The sequence below is a fragment of the Streptomyces sp. NBC_00358 genome, assembly GCF_036099295.1.
GTDB lineage: Bacteria > Actinomycetota > Actinomycetes > Streptomycetales > Streptomycetaceae > Streptomyces.
On the sequence record NZ_CP107976.1, the window covers coordinates 616,660 to 637,340 of the forward strand.

Consider the following 20,681-nt stretch of genomic DNA (forward strand, 5'->3'; position numbering starts at 1 on the left):
CCGCGACGGAACCACCGGAAGTCGTCCATCCATCCATCGGTTCATGAAGCCGCGATTGTCAGACCCTCTCGGTACGGTCGGCGCATGAGAGCTACGGCAACTTTCACCGTCAAGGCGTTCGTCCCGACCGAGCTGAAGCCCGAGCCGGCCGTGCCCACCGGGCTGCCGGTAGGTGTCGCGACCATGGAGAAGGACTTCGCGGGAGAGGCCGCGGGGCACTCGGCGACCCTTTTCACCGCCGCGTTCGACCAGTCGACCGGCGTCGGCACCTATGTGGCGATGGAGTCGTTCGAAGGTTCACTGCACGGGCGGGAGGGCGCCTTCAACTTCGTGCACTCGGCGACCACGTCCGGCAGCGACCGCACCGCGGAGTTCTTCACCATCGTGCCGTCGAGCGGCACCCGCGAGCTGACCGGGATCTCCGGTGCCGGAGGGATGGCCGTCGACGCCGACGGCACGCACCGCATCTGGTTCGACTACCAACTCGACTGAACGAGGACCACCAGGACGTGAACACGGCCTTCGTCCGATCCTGTGCTTCCGCCAGGAGGCACTTGACCAGGACGAAGGCCGCGGGGAAACGCGTCTGTTGCGGCGCGTGGCCCGACGGGACGGGTTCGCGGTGACGTCACGCTTCCGGGACGCCCACCTCGACCACCCGACCACCCGCCATGCGCCGGAACACGTCGTGGTCGGTCACACGAACCGGGCCACCACGTCGGTGAGTTCGGCCGGCTTCTCCACGGGCAGTTCGTGGCCGGCGTCCACGATCCGGACCACGGCATCCGGGTACGCCTTCGCCATCCTCAGCATCTGCCAGACGGGCAGTTGGATGTCGTGGAAGCCGTGGACCAGGAGGGTGGGGGTGCGGATCTCCCCCAGCCGGTCGAGGACGTCGAACGACCGCATGGCGCCGTAGCACGTCATGACCACTTCCTGGGGCGTGCCCGCCGAGGCCCGGACGTACTCGCGGATCTTCTCGCGCGGGTAGCCGGGGGCGAAGGCCCGCTGGATGTTGGCGGCCACGAACAGCTTGAACGGCACCAGGGTCGAGACCGCCATCAGCAGTCCCCTCCCCCGGCTGTAGGTCATCCTGCTGATCGAGTTCACCAGCACCAGCCGCTCGACCCGCTCGGGGTGGTCGAGCGTCAGGGTCTGCGCGATCATCCCTCCCATCGAGTGGCCGATGAGTACGAACCGGTCGATCTCCAGGTGGTCGAGGACGGCGAGAACGTCACCGGCCAGCTCCCCCACCGTCCGCCGCCCCGATCCGCCACTGTCCCCGTGTCCGCGCAGGTCCAGCCGGACGACCCGGCGCTTCTGGGCGAAGTGGTCCATCTGGTGGTCCCAGCGGTGCCGGTTGGCGGTCCAGCCGTGGATGAACACCAGGGGCACGCCGTCACCGTCGCGGGGGCCCTCGTCGTCGTACGTCAGCGCGGCGCCGTCGACTTCGAGCTGCGGCATGGGGCCTCCTGGAGTGCGGTCTGATTACTGGCCGGTGCGGTTACCGGTCGGCCTGGTTACTGGTCGGTACGTTATCCGGGCGCGGGGCCGTCGTCACCGTCGTTCGCCGAGGAATTCGAGGATGTGCCCGAACACGTCGAGGGCGGCGGCCCGGCCCAGGAACGTGTCCAGGTGACCGTAGGCGGGGATCTCGGTGTACGACACGTCCAGCTGGGGCTGGCGGTGTGCCAGCACCTCATGGCAGAGCTTCTGCGAGTCCAGCCACAGTCCGTTCTCGCTGCCCGCCAGCAGCAGCACCGGGGTGTCGATGCGGGCGGCCGCGTCCAGCGCGTTGGGCGGCAGCGCCCGGTAGCGGTGGTCGGTGTCGTGCCAGCGGACGACGCTGCGGGCCAGTTCGATGCGGCGCAGGTGCGGCAGGATCCACAGGGGCGCCGGCCCGAGGAGTTCGGCGAGCCGGTCGTGGGTGGCGTCGGACAGGTTCTCGTGCAGGAACAGCGAAGCCCCCGAACCCCAGGCCGAGTTGTGCAGGATCTGGCAGGTCGGGTCCGGGCAGCCCGCCCCGCGGGAGGCCAGCGCGAACAGGGGCGTGTACTTGGACCGGAGACCCACCTTGCGGAAGTCCACCGGGATGTGGTCGATCCGGTTCTTGAGCAGCTCACCCGCCACCGTCATCCGCAGGGAGGTGCGTCCCGCCAGCTTCGGGGTCAGGAACACGCCTTGCGAGACGACGCCGGCGAGTCCGGGTACCAGCCCCGCCGTCATGCTCAGCGACAGGGTGAGGGAGCCGATGCAGTGGGCCACCACGAACAGCGGCCGGTCGCCGATGCGTTCACGGATGCGGGAGACGGCCTCGGGGATGTCGTGGAGTGCGACGTCGTCGTAGGTGTACCTCTGGCCCGTCTCGTTGTAGGGAAGCCGGCAACTGCCCCGCCAGTCGAGCAGCCAGGGCTCGTAGCCGTCGTCGAGCAGGACGTCGACCAGGTTGCGGGTCTCGGGGAGCAGGAACATGTCGGCGGACGCGGTGTGCCCGTGCAGGAGCAGCACGGCGGGCCGGTCCTGCTCGCCGCTGTCGATCCGGGTGAGACCGAGACGTACGCCGTCCCCGGCTCTGAAGGGGATCTCCTCGACCCGTGCCGGGTCGAGGCGGTGGCGCAGCGGCCGCAGGGCCGTGCCTGTCCTGACCTTGCGGATCGTCGGCCTGGTGCGGGAGTTGGAGTTGGTGGTTCTGAAAATCATCGGGGGCGCTCCGAGGGGGTCCGGGTCCGGCGCAGGTCGAGGAGGTCCGCGGTGGCGCGGGCGAAGGGGCCGAGCAGTCCGCGGCCCATCTCCGCGCCGAACCAGGCGAGCCAGGTCAGCTTGGCGGCGCGCTTCTCCCGGCCGGTCAGACGCGGGTCGACCTTGATGCCGTCGATCTGGTCGCGTACATAGCTGTCCGAGGGGACGACCAACTCGCCTGCGAGAACGGCCGGTTCGCCCTCACGGCCGATCTCGACGCTCAGTGCGCGGGTCTGCCGCCACACGTCACGGCGGGCGCGGGCGTACTTGTGGCCCTCCAGCCACCAGCGGCCACCGTCGGTGTCGCGCAACGTCAGTCGATAGCGCAGGAGTTGGGCCTGCATCGCGTGCCGCTGGGGGATGCCGTCCTCGGGGCGGACCCAGATGTCGCCGCGTTCCACGAGCAGCGGCGCGGGATGAGCGGCTGCGCACAGCAGCTCGCCGCTGACGTCGACCCGGCGCTCCTTCACCAGTTGGTACATGCTCGCGATGGAGAGGGTGAGCGCCATCGAGCAGGGGGTGTCGGCGCCGGAGCCGACCGGGCCCACGGTGCCCTCGGTCGTCTCGGAGAACCACAGGTACGGCTGGTCGTCCTTGTGCGGCAGCCGGGCCAGGCCGTCCTGGGCGAGCCGCTCGAACGTCCTCAACTGGGCCTGGGCGTCGTAACGGGCCGCGGGACGGAGTCCGAGCGCGTCGACGAGCGCGGCGGTGCGTTCGTCGGTGGCCGGCGGCCCCGTCAGGGTCGCCTCGCACAGCTTCAGTGCGGTGGGACTTCGCAACACGCTTGTGAGGAAGGCGAGTTCGGGAACAGGATCGGCCTCCAGGCGGGCCAGGGCGTCGGTGCGCCACTCGGCCCAGTCCTGTACGCGCACGTGCATCCCGCCGTACGCCATGTCCCGTACGACGTCGTCGAGGGTGTTGGGTACGCCGGTCAGGTTGTAGTCGAACCCCCAGGCGTCGGGTTCGCAGATGACGCCTGCCGCGACCCGGCTCACCCAGTCCACCGGGGCCGCGTTCAGGCGGTGGAACGCGGGCACGGTGCGGAAGCGGCCGAAGGCCGAGATGAGGCCGCTGCTGAGGTCCTGCGGGTTGTGGGCGCCCGTCCGGGTGTGGCCCCCGATGCCTCCAGGGCGCATCGCGGTGACGATCAGTCCGTGGTCGCGGGCCCGTCGCAGGGCGACCTCGGCGGTCCATTTCGTCTGGTCGTAGCCCGCGACGAGGCGGTCGACGTGCGCGAGCGGGTCGTCCTCGCCCATGGAGGCGATGCCGACCTCGTTGAAGACCGCGATCGAGGAGATGTGGTGCAGCGGCTTGGGCGGGCCGGTCGCCGCGAGTTCGGCCAGGGTCAGCGCGCCGATGACATTGCTCTGCCGCAGGGACTGGTAGCCGCGCAGGAAGTCCACGGCCGCCGCCACGCCCACGACGCTGTCCAGTTCGTGGGCGAGCTCGTTCCAGAGGTCTTCGGACAGACCGAGGCGGGGACGCCTGATGTCGCCGGGGACCACCGTCACCCGGCGGCGGATCTCCTTCGACCACGGCAACTGGTAGCTCTTCAGTGCCTCGCCGAGGCGGGCCGTGGCCGCCTCCTCGTCGGCGGCGCGAACGAGGCAGTGGACATGCGCGTCACTGTGCCTGAGCAGATCCAGGAGCAGGTGGCTGCCGAGGAAGCCGGTGGCGCCGGTGAGCAGGATCCTGCGGGGCGGCAGGGGCTCGGGCGAGCCGGTCCAGGGCAGCCGGTCGGCCAGGGACAGATCGGCCAGGATCTGGTCGAGGTCTTCGGGACGGGCCGTGGCGTACGGGCCGTCGGCACCGGTGGTCCGGGCGGTGACCGTCGCGCCGGTTGGGATGCGGGGCGACGGGATGGACGGGGTTTCGGTGGCCGGGGTCGGGGTCGGGCTGGAGCTCGGGGCGGGAGCACGGCTGAATCCCGGGACGGGACCCGGGGCGAAGGCCGAGGCGGGGACCGGGAAGACGTCCGGGGCCTGTCCGGGGCCGATCGTGTCGGTCGCCGGGGCAGGGGTCCCCACGGCCGTCGGGGTTACCGGCGCAGCCGGGGCCGAGAGGGTCGCCGTGGCGCCCGCGGTCGCCAGCCAGCGCCGGGCGAGGCTGCGCGGGCGGGCGTCGGCGAACACCTCGTCGAGGTCGATCTCCATGCCCAGCTCGTCCTCCAGCGCCGCGACGAGTTCCACGGCACCTACGGAGGTGCCCCCGGCATCGAAGAAGTCCGTGTCGGGCGACAGACGCCCCCCGGGTACGAAGGGACCGGCCGCCGCGGCGACGACGCCGGCCAGGCCGTCCGCGTCGGGAGCGGCGGGCACGTCGGCCACGTCGGGAGCGGCAGGCGCGGCGGGAGCGGCAGGCACGTCAGGCGCGGCAGGCACGGCTGGAGCGTCGGCCACGTCGGGAGCGGCAGGGACGGCGAGCACGGCAGGCACGGCAGGCACGGCAGGCACGGCAGGCACGGCAGGCACGGCGGGCGCGGCAGGCACGGCGGGCGCGGCAGGCACGGCGGGCGCGGCAGGCACGGCGGGCGCGGCAGGCACGGCGGGCGCGGCGGGCGCGGCAGGCGCGGCAGGCGCGGCAGGAGCGTCGGCCACGTCAGCAGCGGCAGGCACGGCGGGCGCGTCAGCAGCGGCAGGAGCTGCGGGCACGGCAGGTGCGTGCGGGGCGCCGGCTGCGCGGTCCGTCCCGACACCGCGGTCCGCCCCGGTCCCGGTGTCGCCACCGGCACTCGCACCGAACGGCACGGTGGGCGCAGTCGCGTACGGATCCGTACCCGCACCGGCACCGGACAGCGCGTGAGCCGCACTGGTGCCGGTCGAAGCGGAAGGCGCACCCACGTCCTCAGCCGCACCGGCCGCCACGGCAGTCCCACCCGCGTCCGCGTCCACCTCCGCCTTCGCCTTCGCCTGCACGTCATCACCGGCAAGGGACGGGGAGGCGGCCGCCTCCGCCCCCGTCGCCGCACCCGCCTGCGTGCCGCTTCCGGTCGCTGTGGCGGTGGGTGCTTGTTTGATCCTGGCCAGCAGGGCTTCCACGGTCGGCCCGCCGTCACCCCGCTCGATCGCCTCGCCGGTCGCCCGTTGTCCGGCGTACGCCGACGCGGCGTCGTTCATTTCACTCATGAGAGCCCTTCCCCCTGTGCACTGTCTTCTTCCGCACTGCCTCCGCGGGCCGAGCCGCCGGCGCGCTCACTGGCGGCGCCAGGAGCGGAAGGCCCGCAGGTGTTCCGGTGTGACGACGCTCTCCAGGTGCTCGTCGTCCTGGTCGCCGCCACCGAGCGCGGCCAGCAGGCGCCGGGCCGGTACGTTGCGGTCGGTGCGCTCCGCCGTCAGCCGGACCTTCACGCACCCAAGTCGCTCGGCGCGGTCCGCGATCCAGCCCAACAGCCTTTCCTCGACGCCTCGGCCGAGCGCGCGGCAGCTCAACATCCAGGCGACGACGTCGAGTCGATCTCCGTCCACGCGCAGGGCGAGCAGGCCGATCTGGCCGTAGTCGCCGAAACGGTCCCGGGCCGCGGCCGTCCACACCTCGCCGTGCTCCCGCCACCGCGCCAGATCACCCCCGTCGGCGGACCGGGGGTGCAGGGTGAACTGGTTGGTGCGGCGGACGAGTTGCTCGGCCCGCTCGACGTCTGCCCCGGACAGCGCCCGGATGTCGACCTCAAGTTCCAACTGGGCGAGGAACTCCTCGAAACCGGCCTGCTCGCGCGCCGCGTCCCGCTCCCGCTCCTGTGCGTAGAACCCTGCCCGCAATCCGTCCTCGGCCGTCGCCGCGGCCGGGACCAGCGGCCACAACCGGTCGAGGAAGTCCTCCAGTTCGGCCGACGGAGGGCAGGTCACCGACAGCACCTCCGGCAGTGCCGACCGCACTCCCGCGATCTCGACCGGGTTGTCGTCGAGGAAGAGGAAACTGTCCAGTCCCAGGTTCAGAGAGCGCGCCGCCTCTGCGAGACGGCTCGGCTTCGGAGCCCAGCCGGCGGAGAGCACGCTGAAGTGCTCCGCCTTCAGCGGGCTGTCCGGACGGTCCAGGACGGCCCGTACGGTGTCCTCGTCGTTGTTGCTGACCAGCGCGAGCAGCGCGCCGGCGGCACGCCACCGCAACAGCCTGTGTGCCAGCAGGGCGCGCGGTCCGGTCAGATCCACCGACTTCGGGCCGACCTCCCCGGCGACGCCGCCCCACAGGGTCTCGTCGCCGTCCACGGCGATCACCTTCGGCGCGGGACGCAGTACCGCTCGTGTCACCTGGGCCAGGCGCAGGGCCAACGCCGCCTGGAAGTGCGGGGTGAAGGGGAGATGGGCGAGCCGTTCGGTCCGTTCGTCGAAGCGTTCCTCGACGGCGTGGTGCCGTGTCCAGTCGTCCGGGCCAAGAACCGCGATGCCGGGCGCATCGGTCAACTCGGCGGCGAGGTCGCTCTCCCATCGCGCGAAGCGGTCGTCCTGCCGAGCCGAGGGCAGGATGCCCACGATCAGCGGCCTGCGGGTCCGCTCCGACAGGGTCCGCAGCGCGGCCGGGTAGGCGGTGCGCAGTTCGGTCAGCACCGTGTCGGTCACCGGACCGAACCGTTCCAGGTCCGCCGCCCGCAGGAGCACCACTCCCACCGCCGTCGTGGGGTCGGCGAAGACGCCCGAGGGATCGCGCAGGGCGGCGAGCACCTGGTGGTACGGCGCTTCCGCGACCCTCGGACCGTCGCCCGGCCCCGGCTCCCGCACTCCTTCCCGCGTGCCCTCCTCCAGCGCCGCCTCGCACAGCAGCGGCAGATTGCCGAGCGCGAAGGTGGCGGCGAGGGCCATCGAGCGGCGCGGGTGGGCCGCACGGTCCTGAGTGAACGGAGTCGCCGTCGTTCCCACAGCGATCGGGGCTGCCGTCGCACCGGACGTATCGGACGCGATCGGGGCCGCCGGCGCACCAGTCGTGCCTGTCCCGACCGGAGTCGCCGTCGTGTCCGTCGCGGTGACTGCCGTCGTATCCGTCGTCCGGACGGCCGTGGTCGGGTCGTCGGCTGTCGTGGCGAGGAGCCGCAGGAACGCCTCCGCCAGTTCGGTGGAGGTCACCGCGTCCAGGATGTCGAGGTTGTGGTCGAGTCGTACGCGGCCCGCGTCCGGCGTCATGGTGACCATGAGGTCGAGGTCGGAGTATCCCGTTCCGGCCGGGAGCACCTCCAGCCGTTCCAGGCGGGCGGCCGCCGAGGAACGTACGTAGTTGAAGTACACCTCCACCAGCGGGGCGTTGGCCCGGTGCAGCCCCTGTCCGGCCAGTGTCGACAGGACGTCGGAGAACATGGCGCCCTTCGCGACGACCCGGTCCAGGCGCGCGTCCGTCCGGCGCAGCACCTCCTCGATCCGCTCCCCCGTCGCGGCCTGCGCCGGGAACGGCACAGGTACGCCGAAGAAGCCCACCGCGTCGTAGGCGTCGGCGTGGATGCGCGTGTCGACGGGGACGGCGAGCACGAAGCGCTCGCGCTCCCGCATCCGGGCCAGCAGGACGGTCAGGGTGCCGAGGCAGAAGGCGGCCGGTGTGACCGCGAGCCTGCTCGCGGCCGCCGACACCCGCTCCATCAGCCCGTCGGGGATCGCCACGGTCACGCTTCCGGCCCGGTAGGTACGCGTCGCGGGGCGCGGCCGGGCGAGCGTCAGGTCGAGACGCTCGCTGCCGTGGAAGGCCTCGCGCCACCCGGTGGTGGCGGGGCCGGAGGCATCCCCGGTCCGCTGGGCCTCGATCAGCAGGTCGATGTCACGGTTGGTGACGGCTTCACCGAGTGAGGTGCCGGACAGTTCGGCGTCGATCTCCCCGGCGACGAGCAGCAGCGACTGCAGATCGCTCACCACGTGGTGCGCGCCGAACACCAGGGTCTGGCCGCGCGCGCCGGCGTCGAGCAGTTCGAACCGCCACAGCGGTGCCGCCGCCAGGTCGAACGGCGGCTCCAGCAGTCGGGACAATCGTTCGTCGGCGTCGAGTTCGACGTCGGCGGGCACGTCCGTCCAGTGCAGCAACGGCACGGTCAACCGCCGCTCCACACGCAGTTGTCGGGCCCTTCCACCGGCTGCGGCCAGCGACGTGCGCAGGGCCGCGTGCCGTCCGGCGAGCCGGGTGACGATGTCGGTGAGCGCCTCGCGGGTGGTCGGCGCGGTGAGCCGGACGGCCAGGCCGACGGCGTGCGCCGCGTCCGGCATGCCCGGTTGGGCGCTGCGCAGCAGCCGCAGGACGTCGCGGGTCGCGGGCCGCAGCTCGCTCTCGGGCGTCTCGGACGTGTCGTCGGGTTGTGGCGCTTCCCTCCGTCCCCCGGTGTGGTGTTCGGGCAGAACCTCGGCCAGGGCGCGTGCGAGGCTCCGGATGTCGGACGCCGAGAAGACGGCGGCGGCCGGGAGTTCGGCGCCGAGTTCGCGGGTGAAGGCGTTGCGCAGCCGGACCAGCATGAGCGAGTCCAGGCCCAGTTCCTTGAGGGCCGTGGTCGCGGACGCTTCGACGGCGCCGCCGGAGACCTGGCCGACCTTGGCCCGTACATACGTTTCGAGCCGTGCGGTCCGGTCCTGGTCCGTCGTCGTCGCGAACACGCGTGCGACGAGGTCGTCCGTGCCCGCCGGGTCCGCGGCGGTGGTGATCAGATCCCTCAGGATCGGCCGGGTGCGCGCCGCGTCCGGGTCGAGCTCCAGTGCCTCCCGGTCCAGGGCCAGGGGGGCGAGCTGGCGGCGGGAGGTGGCGAGGACCCGCTCGAACAGGTCTCCGCCTTCGGCCGGGGTGAAGGCGACGAGACCCGAACGGCTGGTCTCGGCGGCCCGGGTGCCGGAGCCGGCGACCATGCCGACCTCCGTCCAGGCGCCCCAGTCCAGGCTCAGTGCCCGGCGGTCGGTGCGCGAGAGGTGGTGTGCCCAGGCGTCGAGGAAGGCGTTCGCCGCCGCGTACGGACTCTGGCCGGGTGAGCCCAGGACTCCGGCCGCCGAGGCGAACAGGACGAACCTGTCTGCCTCCGGGGCCAGTTCGGTGAGCAGGGCGGTGCCCAGGACCTTGGGGGCGAGCACGCGCAGGACGCGTTCGCCGGTCAGGTTCGCCACCGTGGCGTCGTCGAGGACGCCCGCCGCGTGGACGACTGTGGCGATCGGTCCCGCTTCACGTCGTACGGCGTCCAGGGCGGCCGTCAGGGCGGCCCGGTCGGCGACGTCCGCGCGGGCGAGGTGCACGGTGACACCGCGTGCTTCGATCCCCTTGATCCAGTTCTCCGCTGCCGCGTCGGGTCCGCCCCGGCTGAGCAGGGCCAGTCGGCGGGCACCCCTGCGGACCAGCCGTTCGGCGGCCACCCGGCCGAGGCCGCCCAGACCGCCCGTGATCAGGTGCACGCCGTCCGCGGTGATCCCGCCGTGCCCGTCGTCGTCCGGGCGGGTGCGGGCCAGCCGTGGCACGAGCCGGCCCGACTCCCGTAGTGCGACGAGCCGTTCGTCGTCCGCGTGCCGCAGCTCAGTCCACAGATCGTCGCCGCCGTCCGTGGCCGGCAGGTCGATCAGTGTGGTGAGCAGTTCCGGGTACTCCTGGGCCACCGAGAGTCCGAAGCCCCAGGCGAGCGCCTGCTGAGGGTGCGTCACCTGGGTGCTGTCACCGGCGGCCTGGCTGCCCCGTACGACGACGAACAGGCGCGGGGTGCGGCCCCGGGGCCGGTCGGCGAGCGCGCGTACCAGGTGCAGGGTGCTCAAGCAGCAGCAGCGCGCGGCCTGTTCGGCGGTGGTGGCGTCCTCGACGGCAGGCGCGTCGAGCGCGGACAGCTGCACCACCCGCTCCGGCGGCCCGTCGGCGAAGGCTTCGTCGAGCAGACGGGTCAACTGCGCCGGGTCGCACGGATCGAGGACGTAGCGTCCGGGGCCCTGGGCGTCGAACGCCGGGCCCCTGCGCACGATCACATGGGGCACGGCGGCCGAGGCCAGCCGGTCCGCGAGGGCGTCGGCCACTCCGGTCTCGTCGGCCAGGAGAAGCCAGCCGCCGTCGGCGGGCCGCTCCTGTGCGGCCGGTCGTGGCTGCCAGCGGGTCTCGAAGAGCGCGCCGTCCAGCGGCGAGAGCGCGGTGAGTTCGAACTCCGCAGCCTCCAGGAGTAGTTGATCCTTCTCGTCCCAGAGCCGCAGATCCAGGAACGCGGTGTCGCCGTCCACGGAGCGCAGTCGGCAGGTCGTCCACGCGGGTGCGGAGTCCAGGCCGGTGAAGCGCAGCCGTCCGACACCGGCGGGCACGAAGGCCCGGCCCGCGGGCGCGTCGGCCGGCAGGGCGGCGGTGTGGAAGGCGGCGTCGAGGACCGCGGGGTGCAGCAGATGACCGGCGGCGGGCCGCCTGGCGAGTCGGCCGATGGCCGCTGTGTCCGCGCGGTGGCCCTGCTCCAGGCCCCGGAAGGCGGGGCCGTAGTCGATCCCCAGGGCCGTGAGCCCCGCGTAGACGGCGGGCAGGTCGGCCTCCTCGTCGCACCGCTCGCGCAGGTGGGCGGGCTCCTCGCCGGTGCCGGGCTCGGTGGGCACGGGCTCGGTGACGCTGTCGACCACCCGTCCGGTGACGTGCAGTTCCCACCGCGCGGGCCTCTCCCCGGTGGCCGCCGAGGCGATGGTGAAGTGCCGTGAACCGTCCTCCCCCGCGGGCTGCAGAACCAGTTGCAGGCGTACGGGCCGGTGCGCGTCGAGTGCCAGGGGCCGCACGAACCTCACGTCGGCCAGCGCTGTCTCGCCGCCGTCCCGCAGCGCGGACGCGGCCTCCAGCGCCAGGTCGAGGAAGGCGGCACCGGGCAGCCAGACCTCGCCGGCGACCCGGTGGTCGGCGAGGTAGGCGAAGCGGCTGTCGCTCAGGTCGATGTCGCTCTGGAAGAGGTGCCTGCCGGGTGTGTCGCTGGCCTCGACGTGCGTGCCCAGGAGTGGTGAGCCCCCGGCCGTCGTGATGGGCGGGGCGGGTGCGCGCCAGTGGCGTTCGCGGGCGAAGGCGTAGGTGGGCAGGTCGATCCTGCGGCCCTCGGGGAGCAGTACGGGCCAGTCGGGCGTGTGCCCGGCCTCGTACAACTCCCCCAGCCGGCCGAGCAGTACACCCCGTCCGTCCCGCCCACGGCTCAGCGAGCCGACCGCGACCGCGTCGATCCCCGCCTCGGCCGCCACCGCCTCGACCGACGCGGTGAGCGAGGGATGCGGGCTCAGCTCGACGAAGTAGCGGTAGCCGTCGTCCAGCATCCGCCGGATCGTGTCCGCGAAACGGACGGGCCGTCCGAGGTTCGCGTACCAGTGGTCGGCGTCCAGCCCGTCTCCCGGCACCGGTTCGGCCAGCACCGTCGAGTACAGCGGGGTCGGCGTGCGCCTGCCCCGGATGCCGGAGAGCCGGTCCAGCAGCTCCGCGCGGACCGGGTCCATCAAGGGGGTGTGCGAGGCGAACGGTGTCGACAGCCGCCGTACGGGGATGTCCAGTGCTTCGAGGCGCCCGCGCAGTTCGGCCAGCGCCCCGGTGTCGCCGGACACGGCCGTGGAGTGCGCGCTGTTGACCGCCGCGACGAACAGCCGGTCCGGGTGGGACGCGAGGAGCTTCTCGGTCTGCGCGCGTGGCAGCTCCAGCGCGAGCATGCCGCCCTGTCCGACCAGCGGGGCGACCGCTCGGGCGCGCCCGGTCACCACCGACACGGCGTCGTCGAGGGTGAGGGCGCCCGCGCTGTACGCGGCGGCGATCTCGCCCAGGCTGTGCCCGATCACGGCGTCCGGGCGGACGCCCAGCGCACGCCAGGCGGCGGCCAGGGCCGCGTTGACCGCGAACAGCACCGGTTGCAGGTACTCGGTGCGGTCGAGCGGCGCGAACTCCTCCGGCGCCGCCAGCACGTTGAGGACCGACCAGCCGACGTGGCGCCGCAACGCCTCGTCGATCCGGGCCATCTCCTCGCGGAAGGCCTCCGACTCGGCCGCCAGCTCCAGACCCATGCCGGGCCACTGGCCGCCGTGCCCGGCGAAGACGAAGGCCACCTTGCCGGTCTGCTCCGTGCGGGGCGGGGCCAGTGGCAGCCGTCCGGTCGCCAACGCGTCGAGCCGTGCGCGCAGTTCGTCCCGGTCGCCGGCCACGATCCCCGCTCGCCGTTCGAAGTGGCTGCGGTGGTGAGCCAGGGTGTGGGCGACGTCGGGCAGCGCGACATCGTCCTGGTCCAGGTACCGGGCCAGCCGTGCGGCCTGCTCCCGAACGGCGGCCTCACTCCGCCCGGACAGCGCGAACAGCCTTTTCACCGGGGCGGGTTCGTCCTGCGGCAGGACTTCGGCCGGTTCGGCCTCCTCCACGATCAGATGCGCGTTGGTTCCACTGATCCCGAAGGCGCTCACACCGGCCCGCCGTACGCGGTCACCCGACGACGGCCAGGCGACCGTCTCCCCCAGCAGGTGCAACCCGCTGTCGTCCCAGTCGACATGGCGACTGGGTGTGGCCGCGTGCAGGGTGCGTGGCAGGGACCGGTGCCGCAGGGACTGCACGACCTTGATCAGACCGGCCACGCCCGAAGCCGCCTGCGCGTGACCGATGTTGGACTTGAGCGAGCCGAGGTACAGGGGGCGGTCCGTGGGGCGCGAGCTGCCGAAGACGGCCGCGAGGGCGTTCGCCTCGATCGGGTCGCCGAGGGTGGTGCCGGTCCCGTGCGCCTCGACGTAGTCGATGTCGGCGGGTTCAAGACCGGACTGCTCCAACGCCCGCCGGATCACCTGTTCCTGGGCCGGACCGTTCGGCGCGGACAGGCCCTGGCTGCGGCCGTCCTGGTTGACGGCCGTACCGCGCAGCACGGCCAGCACCTGGTCACCGTCGCGCCGTGCGTCGCCGAGCCGCTTCAGTACGACCATGCCCGCGCCCTCGGCCCAGATGGCGCCGTCGGCGTCGTCGGAGAAGGAGCGGCAGCGGCCGGTCGGGGACAGGCCCCGCAGTCGGCTGAACTCGACGAAGGTTCCCGGCGTCACCATCAGCGTCACCCCGCCGGCGAGCGCCAGGTCGCACTCGCCCGACCGCAGGGCCTGCGCCGCCAGGTGCAGCGCCACCAGGGACGACGAGCACGCGGTGTCCACCGTCAGCGCGGGTCCGTTCAGACCCAGCGTGTACGCGAGCCGGCCCGAGGCCACGCTCGGCGCCGATCCCGTGCCGACGTACCCGTCCAGCTCGTCGAGGCGGGAGCCCGCGAGGTAGTCGCTGCCGAACATGCCGACGTACACGCCGGTGGTGGTGCCCGCCAGCTCGGCCGGCACGATCCCGGCGCGTTCCAGTGCCTCCCACGCCGTCTCCAGCAGCATCCGCTGCTGCGGGTCCATGGCCGCCGCTTCCTTCGCGGTGATGCCGAAGAAGCCCGCGTCGAAGGTGTCCAGGTCGTCGAGGAAGCCGCCTTCCCTCGCGTACGACTTTCCCAGGGCCTCCGGGTCGGGGTCGTGCAGCGACTCCACGTCCCAGCGGTCCGCGGGGAACGGGCCCACCGCGTCGCGGCCCTCGGCGACGAGACGCCACAGGCTCTCGGGGTCGCTCACGCCACCGGGCAGACGGCAGGCCATCGCCACCAGGGCCAGCGGCTCGTCCGGCCCGGACGTCGACGGCGAGGTGCGGTGGGGTCGCGCGTCGGGTGTGCCGTGCCGGGTGGTGCGGCCGTCCGTGGCGAGCGCGGTGGTCAGCAGGTGGGCGGAGAGACGGGCCGCGGTGGGGTGGTCGAACAGCAGGGTGGCGGGGAGCCGGGCGCCGATCCGGGTGCCGATGCGGTTGCGGAGTTCCACCGCCGTCACCGAGTCCATGCCGAGCTCACGCAGCGGCTGATCGGGACGGACGGACTCGGCGGAGCGCAGGCCGAGCGCCCGGGACGCCTCCTCACGGACCAGGGACAGGACCCGGGCGGCGCGGTCGGCCTCCGGGAGCCGGGCGAGCCGGTCCGCGAGCGCGGAGCCGCCGTCCTGACCGGTGCGGGGCGCGGGCAGCAGAGAGCGCCACAGGGCCGCCGTGCCGTCGTCCGCGGCAGCCGTCGTCTCGCGCAGGCGGGGCAGGTCCAGGGACCAGGCGATCAGATGCGGTGCGTCCCGGCGCAGGGCGAGTTCGACGAGTTCGCGGCCCTGGTCGGGGGTGAGGGCGCGGTGCCCCAGCCGGGCCATCCGGTCCAGGTCGGCGTGTTCGGCGGCGAGGCCTTCGCCCGCCCAGGCGCCGAAGGAGACCGAGACCGCGGGCAGGCCCAGGGCCCGCCGGTGGTGGGCCAGTTGGTCGAGGAAGACGTTGGCCGCCGCGTAGTTGCCCTGCCCCGGACTGCCGAGCACGCCGGCCGCCGAGGAGATCAGCAGGAACAGGTCGAGCGGGGTGTCGGCGGTGAGCCGGTGCAGATGGGCGGCGCCGTCCACCTTGGGGCGCAGCACCCGAGCGAGGCGTTCGGGCGTCAGCTCGGCGACCACCCCGTCGTCCAGGATTCCGGCGCAGTGCACGACTCCGCGCAGCGGCAACTCGTCGCCGACACCTGCGAGTACACCGGCCAGGGCCACCGCGTCCGCGACGTCGCACTCCGCGATCTCGGTCTCGGTTCCGAGCGCGGCCAGTTCGGCGGTGACCTCGGCCGCACGGGGATCCGCGGGGCCGTGCCGTGAGGTCAGAAGCAGCCGTGGGACGCCGTGTTCGGCGAGGAGCCGGGCGATGTGCCGGCCGACTGCGCCCAGCCCGCCGGTGATCAGCACCGTGCCGTCGGTGGGCGCCAGGGCGCCGCGGCCGACGAGGTCGAGGACCACGGGAGCGCCGGACGCCCGTCGCCTCCGTATCGCCTCGCGCGCGGCGGTGACGGGCAGGACCTGGGGGCGGGCCGGACGCGCCCGCCCGGAGACGGTCTCGCGCAGCGTCCGGGCCGCGTCTTCGGGAGGGATGGCGCCGTCGGACACGAGGGGCAGGGCGGCCGCGGTGGTGAACGGCGTCTCGTCCGGGAGCACCACGACCAGCCGTGCGTCGGCGACCGCCATCGAGCCGGGCGGGGTGTCGGCGAGCGCGACGACCCGAAGGCCGGGGCTCAGGTCGGTCACATCGGCGGCGGTCTCGGTGACCACACCGGCGCAGGCGGTACGCGGCGGCTCCGCGCCTGGCCCGGGAACCGCCACGGCGTGCACCTGAATCCGCACCCGGCCCGAGGCCAGGGCCGGTGACTCCACCGCGCGCAGGGTCGGGTCGGCCTCGGGTCCGGCCAGTTCGTAGCAGTCACCGGCCGGGATCCGGAGCGCTTCGGCCGCGCGGGCCCGTACCAGCCGCGGAACGAGCAAGGAACCGTCCCGGAAGGCGAGTTCGGGCTCGCCGTCCTGTGCGAGGGCGGCCGGAAGGACGTCGGCCGGATCGGACTCCCCGAGGTCGAGCAGGGTCAGCCCGAGGTGCGGGTGTTCGCTCCGGGCGCTGCGGGCGAGGCCCCACAGCACCGACTGGGCGAGGCCGGGCACGGGGTCCCCAACACCGGTCGCGACCGCGCCGCGGGTCACCCAGACGGTCCGGGCGGACGGACCCTCGCCCGCCTGCGCGATGAGGGCGCGCAGTTCGGCCAGCGCCAGGGCGGCCAACTCCTTTGCTGCGTCGGCCGGTTCGGCGTCGGTCGCCGGACGCGGCCAGAACCGTACGCCGATGTCGGTGTCCGTCTCGCGCACCTCGATGCCCGCCGCCGCCAGGCCGCGCAGGGCGGCCGCGGCCTCCGGGGCCGAGCGGTCGCCGTGGACGGTCCACGCGGCACCAGGTACCACCGCGGGCTGTTCGGTCACGGCCGTCCAGGCCACCTCGTACAGGTGGCGGCCGTTCTCCGAGGCCTCGTTCAGGTCCGTCGGGTCGGCGGCCCGCAGCCGTACGTTCTCCAGTCGGCCCGCTGGAAGGCCGTCGGTGTCCCACAGGGTCACGTCGAGGGTGAGGTCCGTTCCCGATCCGCCCGAACGCCGTACCAGCGCCGTGAGGTCGCTCGCGCCGCCCGGCGGCAGGACGCAGCGGCCCACCGCCACCGGCAACAGAACCCGGCCGTCGGACGCGTCCAGCGCGGCGGCCACGTGCAACGCGGCGTCCAGCAAGGCCGGGTGGACGGGGTAGGGGTCGGCCTCGTCGCGCGCCACGGCCGGCAGCGACAGCTCGGCCAGCAGCTCGCCGTCGGCGGTCGTCGTGGCCGACCGCACGCCCTGGAAGGAGGGACCGTAGCCGAGACCGAGCGCGGCCAGCCGTTCGTACGTCCCCGCGTTCCAGGCGGGCTCGGCGGCCTCCGGCCACACCGGTGGCCGCGCCGCCGTCACCGGGGCGGGGGCGGCCGCCGACGCGGTGGCGTGCAGGGTCCACCCCTGGGCCTCCCGGCCGCGCGGTCGGCTGTGCACGGTGACCTCGGGCGCGGAGCCGGTGGTGACCACTTCGACCGACACCTCGACCGTGCCGGTTGCGGGCAGCACGAGAGGCGCGACCAGGAGCAGATCGGTCACGTCGCCGGGCACGTCCGGGCGGGCCACGGCGAGGGCGGCGCGGCACAGCTCCAGCACGGTCGTTCCCGACACCACGGTCCGCCCGAACACGGCGTGGTCGGCGAGCCAGTCGGCGGAGGCCGGGGACCATTCGTTGCGGAAGGTCCAGCGGGTCTCGTCCGCCGACTGCAGTTGGACGCCGAGCAACGGGTGCGCGGCGCGGTCGAAGAGACCGGAGGCGACCCCGGCCGCGGAGGCGGGTTCGGGATCGATCCAGTACGACTGGGGATCCCAGGCGTACGTGGGCAGGTCGACCCGCTCCGCGTCGGGAACGAGGCGGAGCCAGTCGATCCGCCGTCCGTGGACGTGGAGTTCGGCGGCGGCCAGGTCCAGACAGGCGGGCCCGTCCTCGTCGCGGCGCAGCGATCCGACGGCGACCAGGTCCTCGTGGCCGCCGTCCTCGGCGACCGTGCGCACGGCGGTGACGAGGGAGGGGTGGGGGCTGAGTTCGACGAAGTGGCGGTAGCCGTCGGCCGCCATACGCTCCACGGCGGGCGCGAAGCGCACGGGCTCACGCAGGTTCGTGTACCAGTAGTCGGCCTCCAACTCCCGCGTGACCGGCTCCCCGGTGACCGTGGAGTACCAGGCGACGGTCGTCAAGGAGGTGGTGACGCCGTCGAGTTCGTCGAGGACGGTCGCGCGCAGGGGCTCGACCCGGGCACTGTGGGAGGCGTAGTCGACGTCGAGGCGGCGGACGAACACCTGCTCCCGGTCGAGGTCGGCGAGCAGGGCGTCGAGCGGCTCCACGTCACCGGCGATCACCGTCGAGCGGCCGCTGTTCACGGCGGCGACGGACACCCGGCCACCGAGGCCGGCCAGCCGCGCCTCGACCTCGGTGTGCGGCAGGGCGACGACGGCCATCGTCCCGCTGCCGGACAGTTCGGTCAGGGCCTGGCTGCGCAGGGCGACCACCGCGGCGGCGTCGTTGAGGCTCAGCGCCCCGGCGACGCAGGCCGCGGCGACCTCGCCCTGGCTGTGCCCGATCACCCCGTCCGGCCGTACGCCACGCGCCCGCCACACCGCGGCCAGGGAGACCATCACGGCGAAGAGGACCGGCTGGACGACGTCCACGCGTTGCAGCGAGGGGGCGCCCTCGTCGCCGCGCAGGACGGCCGCCACCGACCAGCCGGTGAACGGGCGCAGCGCGGCGTCGCAACGGTCGAGTTCGTCGGCGAACACCGGTGACCGGTCGAGGAGTTCGCGTGCCATACCGGACCACTGGGCACCCTGGCCGGGGAAGACGAACGCCAACTTGCCGGGCGGGAGCGTCTGTTGCGGGCCCACGACCAGGTCGGGGTCCGGCTTCCCCCCGGCCAGGCCACGGAGCGCGGTGAGCAGTTCTTCGCGGTCGCCCGCCCTGACGACGGCACGGTGCTCGAAGTGCGTGCGGTGGTGGGCCAGCGTTCCGGCCACGTCGGGCAGGGCCGGTCGCGGCTCCGCGGCCAGCGCGTCGAGCAGGCGGGCCGCCTGCCCGCGCAGGGCCGGAAGGGTACGGGCGGACAGCGGGAAGAGCATGGGCTCCCCGGCGCCGAGGGGCCGGGCGGACGTCGGAGCGGGAGGCGACAGCGGCTCGGTACGGGAGTGGCGGGCAGTCGCCGGAGCGGGAGCCGACGTCGGTGTCGGCGCGGCGGCCGGTGCCGACGTGGCGGCCGGTGCCGATGTCGGCGCGGCGGCCGGTGCCGATGTCGGCGCGGCGGCCGGTGCCGATGTCGGCGTGACGGCCGGTGTCCGTGCCGGTGCCGGTATCGGCTTCGGTGTCGTTGCCGCAACCGGTAGCGCGGTCGATGTCGCGGCCTCTGCCGGCATCGCGGCCGGTGCCGATGCCGCGGCCGGTGTCGGTGCCGCGCCCGGTGTCCCTGCCGGTCGTGTCAGGTCGTCCGGTGACTCCTCCAACACCACATGCGCGTTGGTACCGCTGATCCCGAACGCGCTCACCCCGGCCCGCCGGACCCGGTCACCGCGCCGCGGCCACGCCTCGGCACCGCTGTGCACCCGCAGGCCGCCGTCCGCCCAGTCGACGTGCTCGGTCGGGGTCTCGGCGTGCAGCGACGCCGGGAGCCGTTCGTGGCCGAGGGACAGGACCGTCTTGATGACGCCGCCGATGCCCGCCGCGGCCTGGGTGTGACCGATGTTGGACTTCAGGGAGCCGATGCCCAGCGGCCGGTCCGCCGGGCGTCCCGGCCCGAAGACCGACGCGAGCGCCCGGCCCTCGATGGGGTCGCCGAGCCGCGTGCCCGTGCCGTGCGCCTCGACGTAGTCCAGGTCGTCCGGCCGGAGCCCGGCGTCGTCGAGGGCGGCACGCAGCACCCTCTCCTGCGCCGGACCGTTCGGCGCGCTCAGGCCCTGACTCCGGCCGTCCTGGTTGATCGCCGAACCCTTGACGACCGCGAGGACCCGGTCGCCGTCCCGGCGCGCGTCCGCGAGCCGCTTGAGGAGCACCAGACCACAGCCCTCGGCCCACACCACCCCGTCCGCCTCGGTGGAGAACGGGCTGCACCGCCCCGACGGCGACAGTCCGCGCAGCCGACTGAACTCGACGTGCCCGCGGGGTGTCACGAGGAGCGTCGCGCCGCCGGCCAGCGCGAGGTCGCACTCGCCTCCGGCCAGTGCCCGCGCCGCCAGGTGCAGGGCCACGAGAGAGGAGGAGCAGGCGGTGTCGACCGTGACGGCCGGCCCCTGGAGTCCGAGGCTGTAGGCGATGCGCCCGGACGCCACGCTGGACGCCGAACCCGTGCCGACGTGCCCGTCGAGCCGGTCCAGCGGGGCCGCGGCGAGATATCCGCTGTCGTACAGGCCGACGTAGACGCCGGTCCGGCTGCCGTTCAGCGTCTCCGGGACGATCCCGGCGCGCTCGATCGCCTCCCAGCCGGTCTGCAGCAGCAGCCGCTGCTGCGGGTCCATGGCCGCGGCCTCGCGCGGCGAGATCCCGAAGAAGGCCGCGTCGAAACGGTCGATGCCGGTCAGGAAGCCGCCGCGCAAGGTGTACGCCTTGCCGGTCGCCTCCGGATCGGGGTCGTACAGGCCCCGGGTGTCCCAGCGGCCGACAGGCACCTCGCCGACGGCGTCCTCGCCCGCGGCCAGCAGCCGCCAGAGGGCCTCCGGGTCATCGGCGCCGCCGGGGAACCGGCAGGCCATGGAGATGATCGCGATGTCGTCGTCCCTGCGCACGGACGGGCCGGCGGGCGCGGAGACCGTGGCCGGACCGGCCGTACCCCGAGGCTGTTCGTCGAGGACCGCCTCGGCGATCCCCTCGATCGTGGGATGGTCGAAGACGAGGGAGGGCTCCAAGGAGCGCCCGGTCCACTCGGCGAGACCCGCGGCGAGTGCCACCAACTGCCTTGACCCCAGACCGAATTCGGCGAGCGGGCGCTCTGCCGCGACGGCCGACGGGGCAAGCCCGGCCGCTTCGGCGACGGCCGACGTCAACCAGGCCCGCACCCCCTCGGAGGTGGCCGGGGACGTCTCGGGGAACTGCTTCGGGGACTCGTTCGCAGGCAT

General features: G+C 73.7%; 5 protein-coding genes. 1 reads left to right on the forward strand and 4 read right to left on the reverse strand.

The window, feature by feature from the left end; translation table 11 throughout:
* The first annotated feature begins 84 nt into the window (after positions 1 to 84).
* Positions 85 to 492, forward strand: a complete 408-nt coding sequence (locus OHT01_RS02505; RefSeq protein WP_328551427.1) for a DUF3224 domain-containing protein — start codon at positions 85 to 87, stop codon at positions 490 to 492.
* Positions 493 to 696: 204 nt separating this feature from the next.
* Here the strand turns inward: OHT01_RS02505 and OHT01_RS02510 are convergent, their stop codons facing one another.
* From OHT01_RS02510 to OHT01_RS02525, 4 genes are all read right to left on the reverse strand, one after another.
* Entirely contained in the window at positions 697 to 1,464 is a 768-nt protein-coding gene (locus OHT01_RS02510; protein WP_328551428.1) for an alpha/beta fold hydrolase, read from the reverse strand.
* A gap of 93 nt (positions 1,465 to 1,557) precedes the next feature.
* Positions 1,558 to 2,700 carry an alpha/beta hydrolase gene (locus OHT01_RS02515; protein WP_328551429.1) on the reverse strand — a complete coding sequence of 381 codons (1,143 nt, stop codon included), beginning with the start codon at positions 2,698 to 2,700 and terminating at the stop codon, positions 1,558 to 1,560.
* A complete protein-coding gene (locus tag OHT01_RS02520) occupies positions 2,697 to 5,864 on the reverse strand; it encodes a thioester reductase domain-containing protein (protein ID WP_328551430.1) in 3,168 nt (1,055 codons plus the stop codon). Before OHT01_RS02520 ends, OHT01_RS02515 begins: the two co-directional genes overlap by 4 nt.
* A gap of 66 nt (positions 5,865 to 5,930) precedes the next feature.
* Positions 5,931 to 20,681: an SDR family NAD(P)-dependent oxidoreductase gene (locus OHT01_RS02525; RefSeq protein ID WP_328551431.1), complete on the reverse strand. Its 14,751-nt coding sequence runs from the start codon at positions 20,679 to 20,681 to the stop codon at positions 5,931 to 5,933.